Annotated in this window: 9 protein-coding genes and 3 tRNA genes; 5 read left to right on the top strand and 7 right to left on the bottom strand. The window is 45.7% G+C overall.

Features of this window, described 5'->3' with window-relative positions; genetic code table 11:
- Window positions 1–29: 29 nt before the first annotated feature.
- Entirely contained in the window at window positions 30–2,777 is a 2,748-nt protein-coding gene (gene mprF / locus J2S36_RS01865; protein WP_309954959.1) for a bifunctional lysylphosphatidylglycerol flippase/synthetase MprF, read from the bottom strand.
- Window positions 2,778–3,103: 326 nt separating this feature from the next.
- Between mprF and J2S36_RS01860 the strand changes: the two genes are divergently transcribed.
- Window positions 3,104–4,516 carry an alpha/beta hydrolase gene (locus tag J2S36_RS01860; protein WP_309954957.1) on the top strand — a complete coding sequence of 471 codons (1,413 nt, stop codon included), beginning with the start codon at window positions 3,104–3,106 and terminating at the stop codon, window positions 4,514–4,516.
- 146 nt (window positions 4,517–4,662) lie between these two features.
- On the opposite strand, the gene treZ is transcribed toward J2S36_RS01860, so the two are convergent.
- The 3 genes from treZ to glgX all read right to left on the bottom strand — a co-directional run bounded on the left by treZ (window position 4,663) and on the right by glgX (window position 11,423).
- Window positions 4,663–6,498, bottom strand: coding sequence for a malto-oligosyltrehalose trehalohydrolase (gene treZ / locus J2S36_RS01855; protein ID WP_309954955.1), 1,836 nt, complete (start codon window positions 6,496–6,498; stop codon window positions 4,663–4,665).
- Window positions 6,499–6,511: 13 nt separating this feature from the next.
- The gene (gene treY, locus J2S36_RS01850; protein WP_309954953.1) at window positions 6,512–9,079 is read right to left on the bottom strand and encodes a malto-oligosyltrehalose synthase; all 2,568 of its coding nucleotides are present in this window, start codon (window positions 9,077–9,079) and stop codon (window positions 6,512–6,514) included.
- A gap of 88 nt (window positions 9,080–9,167) precedes the next feature.
- On the bottom strand, window positions 9,168–11,423 hold the full coding sequence (gene glgX, locus J2S36_RS01845; protein ID WP_309954951.1) for a glycogen debranching protein GlgX: 2,256 nt from the start codon (window positions 11,421–11,423) through the stop codon (window positions 9,168–9,170).
- Window positions 11,424–11,621: 198 nt separating this feature from the next.
- Here glgX and J2S36_RS01840 point away from each other — a divergent pair.
- The 3 genes from J2S36_RS01840 (at window position 11,622) to J2S36_RS01830 (ending at window position 11,954) form a co-directional block, all read left to right on the top strand.
- Window positions 11,622–11,694: transfer RNA gene (locus J2S36_RS01840), tRNA-Gly, on the top strand.
- Window positions 11,695–11,726: 32 nt separating this feature from the next.
- A tRNA-Cys gene (locus J2S36_RS01835) sits at window positions 11,727–11,797 on the top strand.
- An 85-nt stretch (window positions 11,798–11,882) separates the two neighbouring features.
- Window positions 11,883–11,954 (top strand) — tRNA-Val (locus J2S36_RS01830).
- Window positions 11,955–11,991: 37 nt separating this feature from the next.
- On the opposite strand, the gene J2S36_RS01825 is transcribed toward J2S36_RS01830, so the two are convergent.
- Window positions 11,992–12,897 carry an arginine deiminase-related protein gene (locus tag J2S36_RS01825; protein WP_309954949.1) on the bottom strand — a complete coding sequence of 302 codons (906 nt, stop codon included), beginning with the start codon at window positions 12,895–12,897 and terminating at the stop codon, window positions 11,992–11,994.
- 107 nt (window positions 12,898–13,004) lie between these two features.
- On the opposite strand from J2S36_RS01825, the gene J2S36_RS01820 reads away from it, so the two are divergent.
- A complete protein-coding gene (locus J2S36_RS01820) occupies window positions 13,005–14,552 on the top strand; it encodes a Mur ligase family protein (RefSeq protein ID WP_309954947.1) in 1,548 nt (515 codons plus the stop codon).
- Window positions 14,553–14,630: 78 nt separating this feature from the next.
- On the opposite strand, the gene J2S36_RS01815 is transcribed toward J2S36_RS01820, so the two are convergent.
- Window positions 14,631–16,739 (bottom strand): ABC transporter permease family protein, encoded by a 2,109-nt coding sequence (locus tag J2S36_RS01815; RefSeq protein ID WP_309954945.1) that lies wholly within the window; start codon window positions 16,737–16,739, stop codon window positions 14,631–14,633.
- A complete protein-coding gene (locus J2S36_RS01810) occupies window positions 16,729–17,406 on the bottom strand; it encodes an ABC transporter ATP-binding protein (protein ID WP_309954943.1) in 678 nt (225 codons plus the stop codon). Before J2S36_RS01810 ends, J2S36_RS01815 begins: the two co-directional genes overlap by 11 nt.
- Between the last annotated feature and the right edge of the window lie 228 nt (window positions 17,407–17,634).

Below are 17,634 nucleotides of genomic sequence, written 5' to 3'. Positions count from 1 at the left end.
AGTGTGATCATAAATTTGACCCGCAGCACTTATTTTTCAATTTTTTGTTGCGGTTTTTGTTGCAGCCGTTGTTTTTGTTTTTGAGTCAATCCTGCAAAGGGGGAATCGGTAGTAATTATTGGAGTCCGGTTCAAATTTGGCAATACGTCTTCACGTACACGTTGTCCGAAACTTTTCCGTACTTCACAGGCAAAATAGTCGTAATCATTCTTTGGACGATTAATGATTTCAAGTAGACCAAAGAGTACGACCGGGAGCGAGCGTGCTGATGAATAAACTAAATAACGGGATTTCCACGTCGGCTTAAATTTTTCTTTATAGGCTCTTAGCCCGCGGAAGTTATAGATTTGATTGCCGAAGTCATGAACATACTTCACGACTTTCTCCGCGCCATGTGAATAAGCACGCCGTCCAACATTCGAGAGCGGAGCCATGCCAATATTTAGTTCTTGGAATCCAAGTGCTTTTGCCCATTCAATCAAAGAAATCATGATGCCATCCATCGTGCCGCCAGGAGCATCAGGGCGGAAGCGCATTAAATCAAAGCTAACACGTGCAGAATCAATGAAAACGATATTGACGAAGCCTTCAAAACCGCGGTCACTCTTGATCACACCGATTGGACCGGCAGAAAGATACTCTGGATCAAAGAAACCTAGTGAGAAGCCCATTTCTTCACGTTTTCCAAGCCAACTATCGGACACTTCACGTAATTGTGACATCGTTTGATCATCAAAAGGTGGATAGAGGATTTCAAATTCAGTATTATTTTGCGTCATCCGATTGCGCATCCGGCGGAATACTTTCCCACAATTTCCGACATTGGAATAAGTGGTAAGTGAAATCGATGCATCCTCACCAATTTTTACGAAACGCATCCCGTATTCAACCAACATTTCGAGATATGTGGCAGAAACTTGGTAGAAAGCAATCTTCATATCGTGCATGATTGCATAATCAATCAGCTCACCGATCGCATCTGCGAAATCAGCATCTGCGCCGATCGGATCTCCCAGGACGAGCATTGATCCTTTATGTGCACGGTAAAGAAAAGCAACAGTCTCGTTGTTATTATAAAAAACTTGTTTATCGCCGAGGGCAAAAAGATAGGAATAGGAAGAACCTTTATGGCGCAGGAGAAAATCGGCAAAGCGATTTACATCTTCGGCAGTGGGAGGCGTAAAAACAAGTTTTTTGGACTTGGTAAAGATCAGTGCGAAGACGATCAATAAGGTCACTGCAATATTTACAAAAATGATGTTGCTTGGCTTGCTGGTGCCAATCAGATGATAGTAAATCGTATTTTGGTGGTAGAAAAATTCTTGCAGCAAAATCACTACAAACGGAATACAAAGTACCAGAATTCCAGAGATAATCAGACGTCGGCGTGTGGGTTGTAACGGTTCAGCAGTGAAACTCTCTCGTGCCAGCACCAGTAGTACGGCAAATACTGCAAGAATCATTGCCTCTTCATAATTCAAACCAGAAAGCATTACGCTGAAACTGCCAAAAATTAAGGCGCAGAGCGTAGCCCAATAAATTCGCCGTACACGATGGCGAATCCCGATGGAAAGTACGAGCAGCGCAATTCCAATATTTAATGTAGTAAGTGCAGAAGTACGTTGAATCGAGAGTGGAATCAGCTGGTGCAAGCGCAATAACCGGGCAATTACATCCGGAGTTATTGCTGAGAGCACGAGCATCGCGCCGCAAAAGAACATCCCGATCCAAAGCAAAGTATGGAAAATATTGCGCCGCCGATAGATACCAGATAGTGAGTTTCGATTCATCAAGTATTCATTTGCGCTAAGTAATAATGCAAGCAGCCAAGGCACCAAATAGTAGCTGACGCGGAAGAGCAGAATCCCAAGTAGAATCCGTGACGGTTCCGCACCGGCTGCTGTGAACATTGCGATCACAGTTACATCAAATGAGCCGATACCTGCTGGCAGCATTGAAATCAGCCCGACAATCGTCGCGAAAGAATATCCAAAAAGCACAAAAGGTAAATCGAGATTTGTGCCAAAAACATGCAAGCAAGTCCAGAAGAAAAATGCTGCCGCTAACCAATCGATCACTGAGGCAAACAGTAGCTGGCTCTTTTGCGCAAAATTCGGTTTGGCCAAAAATGAGTTACGGAAATTGATTTTTCCGATTCGGAAATGCTGACCGAAAAAGAAAAATCCAATGTATCCTGATCCGATTATGGCCACGATGATCTCTCGATTTAAGTACTCGTGCGCAAAAGGTACAGTTAGTATTGTTAATACAAATAAGCCAAGGAGATTTGCAAGCCAGATAATCATCGTCAGATTGAGTGCCTGCTTTGTATTAATCCCACGTGCGGTGTAGTGTTTGGTGCGCAAAGTGCCACCCGTCAGCCCGCCTAAGCCTGCGAAGTTATTAAAAGCTTGTGCAATACACCCAATCATCAACGCTTTATGTGCAGGAATATCGATGGAAAAATGCCGGCGAGTGAAGAGATCATAGATACCGGTTGCCAAAAAAGCGAGTAGACCGAGAGCAAACATTCCAATCACTACAGAAGGGGATTGCGAATGAAAGATTTCCTGTAAATGCTGGTATGAGAGACTTTGCAGTTCGTGGAATGCCACTATCACCACAGCAATAATCATTGCGCCGTAAAATATCCGCAGCAACATTTTACGGTGAGCGGTGAAATATTCTTTGAGCCTTCCAAATGCACAAGCTGCTTTTCCTTTTGCAGGCGGCTGGTTTGCATGATCTTGCATTTGGTGCTGCTCTCTTTCACTCATAATTTAACTCTAAACGTTTTTGAACTGCGAATATTGCAGCAACAGGCGGAAGTTCACAAGTACACGTCATACTTTAGTATGAAAACTAGCTAATCAGGAAGATCCACACTGGTATAGTTAGGATTCAGGATCAGCACAGCTGTATTGATCTGTAATGTTGATTCGCAGCGTGTTGAATGGGAGAAGGAATATTGCAGCCAACATCGCACCTACTGCTTTATTTAACGTTAATTTTAGCTTTATTTGCGCTTTTGAGAGCGATTTTATGGTACCGAGAGAGAAAATCATTCCGATTTATGCTAACGGTAGGTTGGAGCAGTTTTCTATTGATCGTTTTTCTTGCGCTGCAAATCAATGTTACTGGCGGTTATGTGAAAAATTGGCGGGAAATCCCGGCATTGCTTGGTTGGAGTGGAAATCAGGAAATTTCTTTGACGGATGTGAAACTGCCGAGTGAACAAGAACGCATTCCGATCCCAAAATCTGAAATAGATCCTGGATATCGTACTTCTTTTCGTGAAATCACTGACCCAAAATTGCGGGGTGCTGGTTTTCGCGGTACTTATCTGGAAACCAATTTTCACGGCCTGGAATCGGATATCTCGCAGCCAGTCAGGATTTGGCTACCAGAAAATTGGGAGCAGGCAAAGGAACTCAAAGTAATCATTTTTCTGCATGGCTTTCCAAGTAACCCGCACTTGGCGCAAGCGAATCTGGGAATTGGCAGACAATTGGGAAAATTAGTGGCCGCAGAAAAGATTTCCCCAACAATGATTGTTTTTCCAGAAATTCGGCCTGATGAAAAAGAGCCCGACTGCCTTGATATTGCTGGTCGCCCGGCAATTGCGACTTTTATCGTGCGCGATGTAGTGCAAATGGTGAAAGCTAATTTTCCAGTTTCGCAGCAGCGGGAAGATTGGGCGATCACTGGAAATTCTGCAGGTGCTTATTGTGCCGGTTTGTTGGCCGGCGTGTATCCGGCAAATTTTGGCAGCGCGATTATTCTTTCTGGCTACGATCAACCACTTTTGGGCGCATTGAAGTATTTGCCGCCAAAGGATCGGCAGGAGTACCGAATCAGTGAAATTTTCCGGAATAGTGATTTGCCTGTCCGGATCTATAACTATTGGGCAGGTAATGATCGAGATGCGAAAGAACTGGCAGCGCGAATTTCTGCGGTCAATAATCCGCAGCTTGCAATGACGAATGTCTACGATGCTGACGGGAGTCATAATTGGCGTGCCTGGTCACGTGCTTTTCCTGATGCAGTTAAATGGTTTGCACCCGGAAAGTACGCGCAAGAAAAAAATACTTCGCAAGAGCGAATTAATGATCGTGCAGGAGCGCAGGCAAATCTATTTGCGGATATCTCGATCAATACTTTTACAATCGGATATTTCTTATTGATGACGGGATGGATCATTTATTTAGTCTGGCATTTTTCCCGCACTGAATGGCTGAAGAGGTTTCCAGTGAGTGGTGTAATTTTCCGGCGCGAGAAAATTTTGCAATACTCCGAAGCATTCTCGCAAAACGAAGATGGAGTATCGGTAGCGGGCACCGCTAAATATCCTCAGCAGGAACGCACTTTTAGATCAAGCTGGATCAATGCGGTTGCTGCTACAGTGCTGACGGTCGTTTTTATCAGCGGAGCCATTGCACTGCTTGTGAATCAAAAAATGGGGACTATTTCAAATTTGGGAAATCTCCAGGCGCTATTTCAGCTGCTAGGCTTGTAGCTGTTAATTATCCGAAACCAGATTAAATGTAAAATATCTGCACGGCTTGCGGGAAATACTGGCAGTGCGGATTATTTGGCGCGCATTTCCACTTCGTCGGCAAAATAATCAAGTTTGTTGATCGCGATGTTTGCAGCAATGAGAGATTAAGATCTGCGCGGGATGATTACAGCCACGCCAGGGGTGAAAAACTTTACTGCAGCTGCGTTTGCTTGTGCCGTTAGCGTGCATTCTCCCCAGTTCAAAGCGATCTTGAAATCATCTGTGCAGGTGGCAGAAAGATCAGGAAGTTCCACTGGAACATGATGATCACGAGAAAAGACGATGAATGAGTTTTCTCTGCGAATCCATCCGCTGCGATCGTGGATGGAGAGTGTGATCGCCTCCCGATCGCCGCTGTTAAACTCTGGCTGGCATTTGCGAAACTGAATTAGTTTGCGCACGAATAGATAGAATTCCTGGTGGAATGTTTGTGAAAGTTCGTTCCAATCCAGTTTTGCACTGTGAAAAGTATTGCGATCTTGTGGGTCTGGCATCACTAATTGAGGATCTGTATCGCCCGTTACCGCAGAAAAATCCCAGTTTGCAAATTCGTTCATCCGGCCTTGCAAGATATGTGGACCAATTTCTGCACCGTGATCTGTGAAAAATGGGAATGGAGTTTTTGTGGCCCATTCTTCACCCATAAACAGCATCGGCGTGAATGGTGAAAGTAAAATCAGGGTACGTGAAATTGCGAGGTCTGCGGTTGATAAACTTGCCGCTGGACGATCTCCAAGCAGACGATTACCAACTTGATCATGGTTTTCATCACAGACGATGAAGTGATGTCCGGAAAAATTTTCTGGCACAGGAGCACCGCGCATTTTTTGATCGAAATTACTCCAACTGCCGTCATGATAAAAACCATTTTTCCACACTTTTGCCAGTGTGCCAGGCGCGGTGTATTCGCTATAGTATGCATTTTTTTCACCGGTAAGCCAGACGTGAATACCGTGATGTACATCGTCTGCCCATTGCATCTGTGCCCCACGCCCGCCCGCGTTCGTGGGAGTGACCATGATGATATTATTTGCATCAGATTCGACACTTAATGTGAGTTCTTTGCCTAACTCTTTTCCAAGAGCTGCAAGCGCGTCAGAAATTTCGGCAATGATATGATATTCGGAATCGTCCTTCAGCTGATCAACCGCATCCATCCGGAATACATCAAAATGAAAATCGCGTGCCCACTGCAAAATATTATCGATCAAATAGCGACGCACATGCGCTGAGGATGCTCCGTCGAGATTAACTGCTTGCCCCCACGGAGTGTGATGTTTATCGGTGAGGTAAGGACCGAATGCGCCTAAATAGTTCCCATCTGGGCCAAAGTGATTGTAAACTACATCCAGGCAAGCCATTAATCCGCGTGCATGCATCGCGTCCACTAAGCCAGCTAGATCTGCAGGTGAGCCGTATGGCTCATAGGTGGACATGATCGAAACGCCATCATAGCCCCATCCGCGGTCGCCCGGGATCGGATTGACGGGCATGATTTCAACTACATCAACTCCGAGATCTACGAGATGATCGAGTTTTTCAATTGCGCTGCGGAATGTACCCGCAGCGGTGAAGGTGCCAATATGCAGCTCATAAAAGACCTTCCCAAGCGCACTTTCTGGAAGCCATTGGGAATCAGTCCACACAAAATTTGCTGGATTGATAATTTCGCTCGGCCCATGAATCCCAAAGGGCTGACGCCGCGAACGTGGATCTGGCATGAGGATCCCGTCATCTAATTGCAGGAAATAGCGGGTGCCGGCAGTGGAAAGCTGCGGATCTTTGCTTTGCCAAATCCCATCAGCTTGGGGCGTGAGTTGTATTATTGCCTTTATCTGCGCTGGCACTAAATCAGCGCCTCTTTCGCAGTGTGCAGATGGTTGTAATAAATATGCTTTGACGGATTTTGCAAAAGGTGCCCAAACTGAAAATTCTTGCATCTGGATCTCGATCCTATTTGTGGGCGCGCTCTAAAATTGCGGCAGGGAAGCGTCCGAGAACATCTGAAATAGCACATAATCCGCCGCTGATTTCGCTTCCCGTAAAAATGTTGATCCAATTTCCCGCTGGGAGCACTACTGACTGTTCTCCGTGCCGCTCTGCCTCCTGGAATGAGCGCTTTAGCCGGGTGAAAAGTCCAAGGAGTACGGGTGCGTCGTTGATCGTCCGGGTAAAGCCGAGCGCGTATCCGGTAGTGACTGGCAGTGTGCCGATACCTGCTTGTGCTGAGCACAATTCGGGATACTTTTGCCGGATCCGCATTGCCCGCGAAGTAATCCAGAGTTTTTCGATATCGAGAGTGGGGGAACTAGGTAAACCGTGTTCATCCAGTTGCGCAAGCATTTGTGTGAGTGATTGGTAATCTACGGCACGGCGATTATCTGGATCGACGAGTGAATTTTGGGTGATTTCTTGCCCTTGATAATTATCAGTAACACCAACCAATAGAAAGGAGAGCGCTTTCATGCTGAGAATATTTGTTCTCGCACTCTCAGCGATCAAGTGTGAGAAATCTTCGAGCAATGCGAAACTTTTCTCGTTATCGATGGCGGAATTTGCGTAGCTGATCAATGCTTCTTCCAGATCATTATTTACTTCGGTCCATGTAGTCCATGTTTTTTGTTCACGTGCAGCTTTCCGCAAATAATCAGCCAAACGTTGCTTTGCGATCGGCCCGGTGTTTGTCCAGGTACCAAGCAAAGTTTGGTAGAGCAGATTCTCGATTTGCCCATCAAGCTGGATCGGGCGTACTGGCGCAAGTTCATGTCGAAGATTTTCGATGGCCTCGCTCCATTCTTTCGAATACTCACTGAGCGCAGAAATTCTTGCCCGCACATCTTCACAGCGTTTTGTATCGTGTGTGGAAAGTGAATTTAGTGATAGTGGCCAAGCTGCATCCATTTGCGTTTGCCACGCGTAAAATTCATCGGTGCTGACTGCTGGTGTTGCTGGCGATGATCCCACCTCATTTGCGCTTAAAAGCGGGGTGTACCGATAAAAAGTGGTATCTTCAACGGATTTTGCCATCACCGGACCGCAGAGCTGTTGGAAGCGTACGATTGCTTCATGACGGAGTTCTTCGTGAGTCCGACCAGCTGAGCCAACCTCATTCCCGAGTAAGATCTCTAAAATTACTTCCAATGTTTCAGCCAGCTCTGCATCAAGCTTTCGGATCGCCCGCTCGGCAGCTTCCCGCAAAACTCGCTCATCCTCAGGATTTGGGCGTTCGCCGGGCACTACGTAGACGCGGTAACGATCCATCTGAATTGTGAGTGCGACGAGAGATTCCCGAATCATCCGGAAAGTGTGATCACGTAAGCGCACGTCATTGGTGAAAATTCGTTCCAAAATCTGTGCCAGGCGATTTACCTCAGTGAATAAGGTGGAATCGATGATTTGTTGTTTCGCTGCATTTTCAGTAGCACTCAGACCAGCAATTTGCTGCGAAATTTCAGTGTAAAGATTTGTTAATTCGGAAATTCCAGCTGGATCAGTATATAAACCTTGCAACATCTTCATTGCGTCATATCCGGTGGTGCCTGCGCAGATCCAATCATTGGGAAGTTTTTCACCGTCTGCAAGGATCTTTTCGGCAACAACCCATGCACCTCCAGTTACTTGGTGCAACTGACGTAAATAACCACGTGGATCGGCTAAACCATCAGGATGATCGATTCGGAATGCGTCAATCAGTCCATCATTGAAAAGCTTGATCAGGAGCGCATGGGAAGCATTGAACACTTCCGGATCTTCGACACGGATTGCAGCTAATGTATCAACATCGAAAAACCGGCGATAGTTAAGTTCGTCATTTGCAACGCGCCAGTATGCAAGGCGATAGAATTGGCGGTCAACGAGTTCAGAGATTGGCAATGATTCAGTGCCCGGGCGAATTGGGAAAATGTGCTCATGATATTTCAATACAGGCACTTCGCCGTCAGCTTCGAACCCTGGTACTACCTGCTGTACTATTTGTAGATCATTATTTGCAATAACGGTGCCAATACGCTCGCCGAGGATCGGCATCAAAATACCTTCACCGTGCGCTTCAAGACTGATATCAAACCAATTTGCATAATCTGATTCTGCACCATATCGCAGTACATCCCACAAGGCATGATTCAGGTACAGTGGGGTGGGCACTGCCATATGGTTGGGTACGATATCCACTACAAGATGCATTTTTGCGGCATGAACTTTTTCCGCGAAACTGCAGAAAGCAGTAATTCCGCCCATTTCCTGCGAAATTTGGGTGTGGTCAACAATATCGTATCCGTGAGTTGAACCAGGAGCTGCTTGCAAAATTGGCGAAAGATAAATATCGCTCACTCCAAGCTGTGCAAGGTAGGGGATAATTTCTTCGGCTTGTGCGAAAGTGAATTGTGGTCCGAGTTGGAGACGGTAGGTGTTAATCGGAGTGTGTCGGTTTTCGGCAGGGGTGTGTGAATGGTGCTTGCCGCGAATCGCCTTAGCTCCTTCGCTCGCATTATCGTGAGTTTTCAGCTCTTGTTGTAGATCCATTCATCTCTCCATTCAATGCTTGGAAGCGGATTTGCACTGTGTGGCACGCAAATTTTTGATTGTCGTATTTTGGCTAAAATCGGGGGCGTCACTGCGTGCTAATGGATACTGCGCTGGAATCTTCAGAAGTTTGCTGCGGATGATCCTCGAACGGTTCAATACCGGATTCGCTACCGCGCTCACGGCGCTGACTTTCGGCAGTGATCGAATCAAGGAGTGATTCTTCTTCAAGGATCGCAATTTTCCGTTGTAATACCCAGATTGAGCGTGAGCGAACCAAAAAGCTGGCTTCTGAAATGAGCTGTGCGCCGATCTCGATTTCCGAATCAGTACATAAAACGACTTCCCAAGGGGTGGGATTATCAGTTTGCGGAATCACGAACTGGAGATCTTCAGCTGAGGCGTTGAAGGCGAGGAGGAAATCGTCATCAATGATTTTCTCGCCACGTAAATTCGGTTCAGCAATCTTTTGCCCGTTTAAGTACACCATCAAGGACCGCGCATAGTGTGTTTCCCAATCGGCGTCTTCCATCAGCGAAGAATCATTGCGCATCCACTCGATATCGCCTTGGAGCGAGGTGCCGCCACGGCTGGATTCGCCCTGGAAAAAACGTCGTCTGCGAAATACTGGATGGTCTTTGCGCAGCTGGATTAACTTTTGTGTAAAGAGGAATAAATCGGTAGCTTCTGGATGCAGCTCCCAATCCATCCAGGCAAGTTCATTGTCTTGCGCATAAGTATTATTATTTCCTTGCTGGGTGCGGCCAATTTCATCGCCATGAGAAATCATTGGTACACCTTGGGAGAGAAGTAAGGTTGCAAGCATATTTTTAACTTGCCGTACTCGCAGGGTGCGAATCTCAGAATCGTCCGTCGGGCCTTCGACTCCGCAGTTCCATGAACGATTATGGGATTCTCCATCACGCGAATCCTCGCCATTGGCTTCGTTATGCTTTTCGTTGTAAGAGACGAGATCACGCATGGTGAAGCCATCATGCGCGGTGATGAAATTGATCGATGCTACCGGGCGGCGCCCTGAATGCGCGTAGAGATCTGAAGATCCGGAAAGACGGGAAGCGAATTCGTCGAGAGTTGATGGCTCACCACGCCAAAAATCGCGCATCGTATCACGGTATTTCCCATTCCATTCGGTCCATAATGGCGGAAATTCGCCGACATTATAGCCGCCTTCGCCAACGTCCCAAGGCTCGGCGATCAGCTTTACTTGGGAGATGATCGGATCTTGCTGGATGATATCAAAGAAGGTGGAGAGTTTATCTACTGCGTGCAGTTCACGTGCAAGAGTGGAAGCAAGATCAAAGCGGAATCCATCTACGTGCATTTCGAGAATCCAGTATCGTAATGAATCCATGATCAGTTGGAGTGTGTGCGGGGCGCGCATATTCAGCGAATTGCCGGTGCCGGTGGTATCGAAATAGTGACTCGAATCGTCGGGTACGAGTCGGTAGTATGCCGCATTATCCAGACCGCGGAAAGAAAGGGTCGGACCAAGATGGTTCCCTTCTGCGGTGTGGTTGTAAACCACATCTAAAATCACTTCAATATTTGCTTCATGAAGGGCTTTGACCATCGATTTGAATTCTTCGACTTGCTCGCCGCGAGTACCTGATGACGAGTAGGTGTTTTGTGGGGCGAAGAAGCCAATGGTGTTGTAGCCCCAATAATTTGAAAGACCTTTTTCGATTAGTGAAGTATCATTCACGAATTGATGCACAGGCATTAACTCGATAGCTGTCACTCCAAGCTCTTTTAAGTATTCGATATTTGCTGGGTGTGCAATCCCCATATATGTACCGCGAAGTTGCTCTGGGATATGCGAGTTTAGTTTCGTCATTCCTTTGACGTGTGCTTCGTAGATGATTGTGTCGTGATATTGATGGTGCGGAGGACGGTCGTGACCCCAGTCAAAGAATTGGTTATGGACTACTGAGAGCATCGTCTGACCAAGTGAATCTTCATTTACGAATTCTTCTGGATTGGTAAAATTGTACGAAAAATTTGCCTGGCTGTTTTCGACTTGCCCGTCAATCGCTTTTGCGTATGGGTCAAGTAAGATTTTCGACGCATCAAAGCGCAGCCCTGCCTCCGGATTGAACTCGCCGTGAGCTCGGAATCCGTAACGTTGCCCGGGGCGGATGCCCAGTACGTAGCAATGCCATACGTGTGCATCTATTTCGCGCATTTCAATGCGCTCTTCATGATAGTTATCGTCAATCAGGCATAATTCGATTTTTTGCGCCGCTGACGAAAAAACTGCAAAATTCGTGCCGGCACCATCGAATGTGGCACCGAGTGGATACGGTTTACCTGGCCAAATTTCCATGATTCAAGGTTCTCACTTTTCTTTTCGAAGTACGTGAGATTCCACCAAAAGCGTGAAAACTCTAATTTAAGTTTAGCTAAATATGCTTAGTGTTGCAGGTCACGGTAATGTAATTGGACATCTTGGAGAAAGCCTCGCTATATTAGAACAGTCGCAAGGATGGAAACGAAATGTTTCAAAGTATTCGAGCGGTGAAATGCGGATGTAGCTCAGTTGGTAGAGCGCAACCTTGCCAAGGTTGAGGTCGCGGGTCCGAGCCCCGTCATCCGCTCGATGGCCAGGCAGTTCACTGCTCAACCACGTGGTGGGTTGGCCGAGAGGCGAGGCAGCGGCCTGCAAAGCCGTATACACGGGTTCGAATCCCGTACCCACCTCGATGCAATCTCAAAAGTGCCAGGAAAGTCATTAGATTTTCTGGCTTTTTCTTTTGTCCAAAATTGCTTTGAAAAAATAAATATTGGGCGATTAGCGCAGTGGTAGCGCGTTTCCTTGACACGGAAGAGGTCGCTGGTTCGATCCCAGTATCGCCCACTGGTGAAGGTGGCTGAGTCTAATGATTCAGCCACCTTCATTCATGATGCATCTGCGAGAAGATTTCTCCGACCATACACCGCACTGATCCGCCGCCGAGTTTTTCAATTGTTGCTACGTTTACTGAGCAAATCGGGAGATATTTTTCGATTTGGCTGATTTGGGATGTTTCCAGTGAACTGTAAGCTGTACTTGACATTAGTAAAAATGGTCCGTCAGCTCCGCGTAACTCAAGCATATTACCTGCAAATTTTGTGATTTGCTGCGGGCTAAGTTCCACTATTTCTCGATCCGCTACAAGATTTTCGATCACGGTGTGCCGATTTTCAATATCGATCAGCGATGTGCCGATCAGGGCAATATCTGTGCCAAGAGAAAGTAAAACATTCGTATGGTAGATGGGCATCCCCAGATGTTGAGAGCGGAATGAAATTGCTTCGTAATCTAAAGTAGCTGCCACTTTTTGCAGTAGGTCTGCATTACAACGGTTTGAAAGTGAAGCATAGATGCGTCCATTTCGACGGTCAAAAATCATTGCCCCGGTACTTTCTAAAGCAATTCCATCGCGTGTATAAGAAGTAAAATCAAGCGTCTGCTGAGGCTGATAGATCTCGATTAGATCGGGGGCAAATTTCGTTACTTCCAGTTGACGATTTTTTGCCATCATTGGGTAAAGGATCAAAGTACCTTCATGAGTGGAAAACCAGTTATTGGGAAATATTGAATCGGGTGTGTATGGGGAAATTGAGTCAAACAGAATTTCCACGCGCACTCCAAGTTTGCGAAGCGTATCTGCTAAATCGTTAAATTCAGCTAAAGCTGATTCCTGCAATTTTTCAGCTAAGTTTTCGGCCGTCTCTGTTTCATTTTGGGAAATGGGTTGTTGGAAGGCGTTGTCGATGGAGGTTTCGCAGTTATAATTAAACATTGCTGGACGTACCATAAGTACGTGATTCGTTGATTGAATAGTCAAAATGGTTTTCACTTATCTGTGAGATGCATCAGCATGAGTAATAACGCAATAATTATAACTGTTGAAGGTGATTTAGCTTGGAAAATAAATTGGGAACTCAAAATACATGCCAACTTTCCCAGCTGGTACAGGAAATACAGCATGCACAATTACTTGTCGATACGTGTAATTACGATGCGCAACATGAAATTCAGATTGCTGATATCACATTTGATTCGCGGAAAGTTTTCCCAGGTGCACTCTTTATTTGTAAGGGGGCCAATTTCAAAGTCGAGTATCTCCTGAACGCGATTGCGGCAGGTGCGGTCGCATATCTGTCTGAGACTAGATATGACGTACCGATTCCAGGGATCATCACATCAAATACGCGACTTGCGATGGCTGTGGCAGCTCGAAAATTTTTTGCTTATCCAGATCAGAAACTTCATTTGATTGGTGTAACAGGTACGAAAGGAAAATCTACGACGGTTTATATGGTCAAGGCAGTACTCGATGCTGCTTTGGCGGCAAGTGGAAAAGCGCCGTGCGGATTACTTTCTGGAATTGAAATTTTTGATGGCGCAACAACGAAAGAAGCACATCTCACCACTGAAGAGTCAGTGGAATTGCTGCGGATCCTTGCCGAATGTGTAAAAAATGGAGTCACGCATTGTGTAATTGAAGTTTCTTCACAAGCACTGAAATACGGTCGAGTGGCGGGAATCGAGTTTGATATCTGCAGTTTTGCCAATATTGGATTTGATCATATCAGTCCGGTTGAGCATCCCGATTTTGCTGATTATTTGGAGTCGAAGCTGAAAATTGCGGAACAAACCAAAGACTTCATTTACTCGCTAGAAATGGATCAATTAACCGCGGTAGAAGCGAAAGTAAATGCTATTGGAGTACATGCGCATACAATTTCCGGAGCAGACGGTAATCGCGGAGAATTTGTGATTTCAGATATTCTCGCTGGAAGCAGTGGAGCAAAATTTCAGCTTAACGGTCATCCATACGAAATTACGATGCCTGGAACGTACAATGTTGAAAATGCAGCAGTGGCAATTGCTTGTGGCTTGATTAGTGGTGTTACGCCCGAAGATATTGCTGCTGGTTTGCGTGATGTGGCAGTGCCAGGCCGCTCGGAGTTGCTTTCCACAGCTGACGGAAAAATTCATTTCTTCGTCGATTATGCCCATAATGCCTTGAGCTTTGAAAAAGCATTGCAATCTTTGCATGAGCTTTATCCGGCAGCAAAAATCATTACTCTTTTTGGCGCTCCGGGGAATAAAGCCTATAACCGGCGGATTGATTTGCCACAAGTAGCTGAGAAATATTCGGAAGCAATATATATCATCCCGGAAGATACCGGCACTGAAGATGTGCAAAAGATTGCTTATGAAGTAGTGCAGAATATCCAGACTTCGATCCGCACTGAGATTTACGATGATCGTGAAGCAGGGATCCAGATCGCTTTTCAAAAAGAGCTGGATCTGCTGAAAGAAGGCGCGCAAAGAGAAATTGTATTTTTTGTGGCAGGTAAAGGGCGTGAGAATTTCATGAAAGTCAATGGCGGATATGAGCCCTATATTGGAGATCATCGTGTGGCGCAGGATTTGATTCGTGCATATGCTTCTAAAAAATGATGGCTCCTTGCTATCGTTTCAAACTGGCTAAATAACAATCCACTAGCGATTTCACCCCGATTATTTGTCTGTTAGCCTTTAGTTACTAACAGCGCATTGAAGATATTGCTGATATATTGAAAGCTGTGACAAGGATCGATATGACACAATTGAAGTCAGAATACTAAAACCGAATACTTCGGCAAAGGTTATGCCCATCGCTAGAGGGCTCACGCTGATATTTATGAAAGTATCTGTACTGGCTAAGATCATTGACGTTAACTTATCTGTTAAAGGGTGTGCGAACGCGAGTACCAGTACTAATGCTGCAGCAGCTATTGCGAGAAGATGAACCACCGTAGCTGTTGTAAACTCCATAAAGGTTATGCCGAAGCCGCGTAGTACGTTTAATCGCCACATGATCGAACTGATGTAGACCGAAAGTAACTGATAGGCAATAAAGGCACTAACTAATGATATTGCAATACTCAAGGAAAACACTAAGACAGTCATAGTCGAGGCAGAGCTTTGATACAGCTGACGGTAGTCATCGCGTGTCTGAACGCTTGATCCAGGTGGCAATTTTGATTTGATAGGGGTGATATCTACATCTGTTGCATAAATCGTGTTTCCAGTAGTGCCAAATATTTTTGCGAAGGAACTTTGCGACAGATATACAATCATTCCCGCGTATTGCTCTGAGTTTACAATATGCGAGATTGTGAACGTTTTGCCATTAAGAACAATCGGGCTACCCACATCTGCTTTATTTCGAGTTGCAAGTGCAGCGCCTATCATAATCGAGTCATCATTGATCACCCCGCCAGATGTGACGTAGGAGGCGTACCTTTGCAAATCGGTGGAATAAATCAATGGATCAGCCTGCAGACCGGCTAAGGTCACGCCATCGAGTGGATTTATATAGGAAAATCTTTGAAAATCTTTCGAAGTATTGTACGGTTTCGGTAAGGTTTCAGCACGAATAAGAGCTTGGTAGGGCATAGTGGTTTTCACCGCAAGGTCTTCTTTGGAACTGGTAGCAGACCATAATGAGATAGCCACCGCATTGATTACCGCTATCATGGCGATCATTACGAATAGCGCTATTGCTGATGATCTGATGGTTCCATAAAGAGATTTCACCACGACAGAGTGACGGATAACGAAGGTGAGTGCTACGAGTAAAATAGCCGCGAGCCAGAATCGGTAATCGCTCCAAAAGGCTTTCCCAGCCAAAACCAGTACTCCCAGTGCGATGCAAGACAGAAAAATCCGTAGCCAAAACACACTCTTTGAGTTTCTGGTAGTTGGTGACCCCGTGTAGCTAAAGATAGCAACATAAACGGTGAGAAAGACGAGCAACCATCCTCCCAGCCACGATAAAAGTAGTAACAGTCCCGAAATATGCTGGAGCAGTAATGCACTGGCGACTCCCGCAGCCACGAAGACACCTACAGTTTCGGCACCGAGCCGTAGTAGCACTCTCCGTCGTACAGCGAGGAACACCAAGGGCATTTGCCAACGACTGATGCCAAACGAGGTAAGAGTTTCTAATTCGCCGCGTCTATCCACGACTAGCTTGAAAACATAGCTGAGCCAGGATGTCAACGCCATGAGCAGCAAGACTAGGCTGACAATATTGATTACTAAGTCAATCAAGGAAAAAGTCTCAGCCTGAATTTTTCGGTCTATATTTTGGGCATTGATCTGAACGAAGCCATTTTGGTGCAACACATCAGCCTGGGTCTGCGTAGGAGGCTTTCTCATCTCGATTTGAAGCAGCGAGACACGATTACCTGGCATCAATAGTTTGATGCTACCGACACCGTTGACAGTAAACGTTTCCTTATAAGTACCGACCATTATAGAATGGTGAGGTTGGATTTGACTTCCGTTTGGTTTGTCTACAACCGCAACATACTCATTTGCGGCTATTGGGGCGCGCCCTGAAATCAAAACCAGATCAGAAAAGTTAGAGAAATAAACTTGCTGATTAGAATCTTTCGCGATCACGTTAGCGTTCAGTGATTCAACAGTTTCTAGTATCAACTCAGGATCAGCAATGACTCCCTGCGGATTATTGGATACGTAAAAGATGCTACCCGTACTGTATTCAGATTTCTTGTCGTCAACGATGGAACCGACAATATTGTGGGCTACTGCAAACAGTAATAAAACAAGGAAAAGGAAACGGATATTAGCCTTCACTGTGCTCACCGCTATCAAGCAGCCGTCCACCCTGCAGCCAATGCTGATGCTTAAAAGTATCGGCAACCAGATGAGAATGAGTAACTAAGATAACAGTGCACCCATTATTGGTTGCGATATCTTGCAGCAGATTGACAATAATTTTTGAATTATCCTCATCGAGGGCACCAGTTGGCTCATCAGCCAGAATAAGCTTCTTATCTGAGGCAACAGTACGTGCAATCGCGATACGTTGTTTCTCGCCGCCACTCAGCTGATTCGCAGGCTTATTAGCAAAACCGCCTAATCCCATTCGTTCAAGCAAGACATCGGTACGCGAACGCCAATCCGACTTTGGGACATGGCTGAATCGTAGCGCGATCTCAATATTTTCTCGTACGCTTAAATCCTCAAAAAGCCGAATATCTTGATAGATGTATCCAGTAGTAGCCCGAATGATTTTTCTTGTCTCCCGATTGGATCTTCCGCTCACTATCACGCCATCATAAAGAATCTGACCAGCGTCCGCGCTTTCGAACAAACCGATAATATTGAGTAGCGTAGTCTTACCAGAACCAGACTCACCGAGAATCACATTTACCTGATTCGGAACAAAAGAATGGTTGAGTTCGCGAAAGAGATCACGATCTGCAAATGCTTTGGTAAGGTTGGAAATCTGAATCTGCATGGTGTTCCAAATTAAATATTTTCTATGAGTGAATATCGTCATCTGTGCGCTATAGGAATGTTCATAGAACACAGACGACATTTCCGGTTAGCAGTACCTCCATATCCAAAAGAAATGGCTTTCCGCACCGCAGGAAACCTCCTATTGCAAGCACCTTTCAGAAGGTTACCATAACATATAAGAGATCGACGTACCGTATGAAAAAATGAGCGCAAATAGTTGGCGATG

The sequence above is a fragment of the Arcanobacterium hippocoleae genome, assembly GCF_031456295.1.
GTDB lineage: Bacteria > Actinomycetota > Actinomycetes > Actinomycetales > Actinomycetaceae > Arcanobacterium_A > Arcanobacterium_A hippocoleae.
Note: the sequence above shows the minus strand (reverse complement) of the source record. Positions and strands in the feature narration are given on the sequence as shown.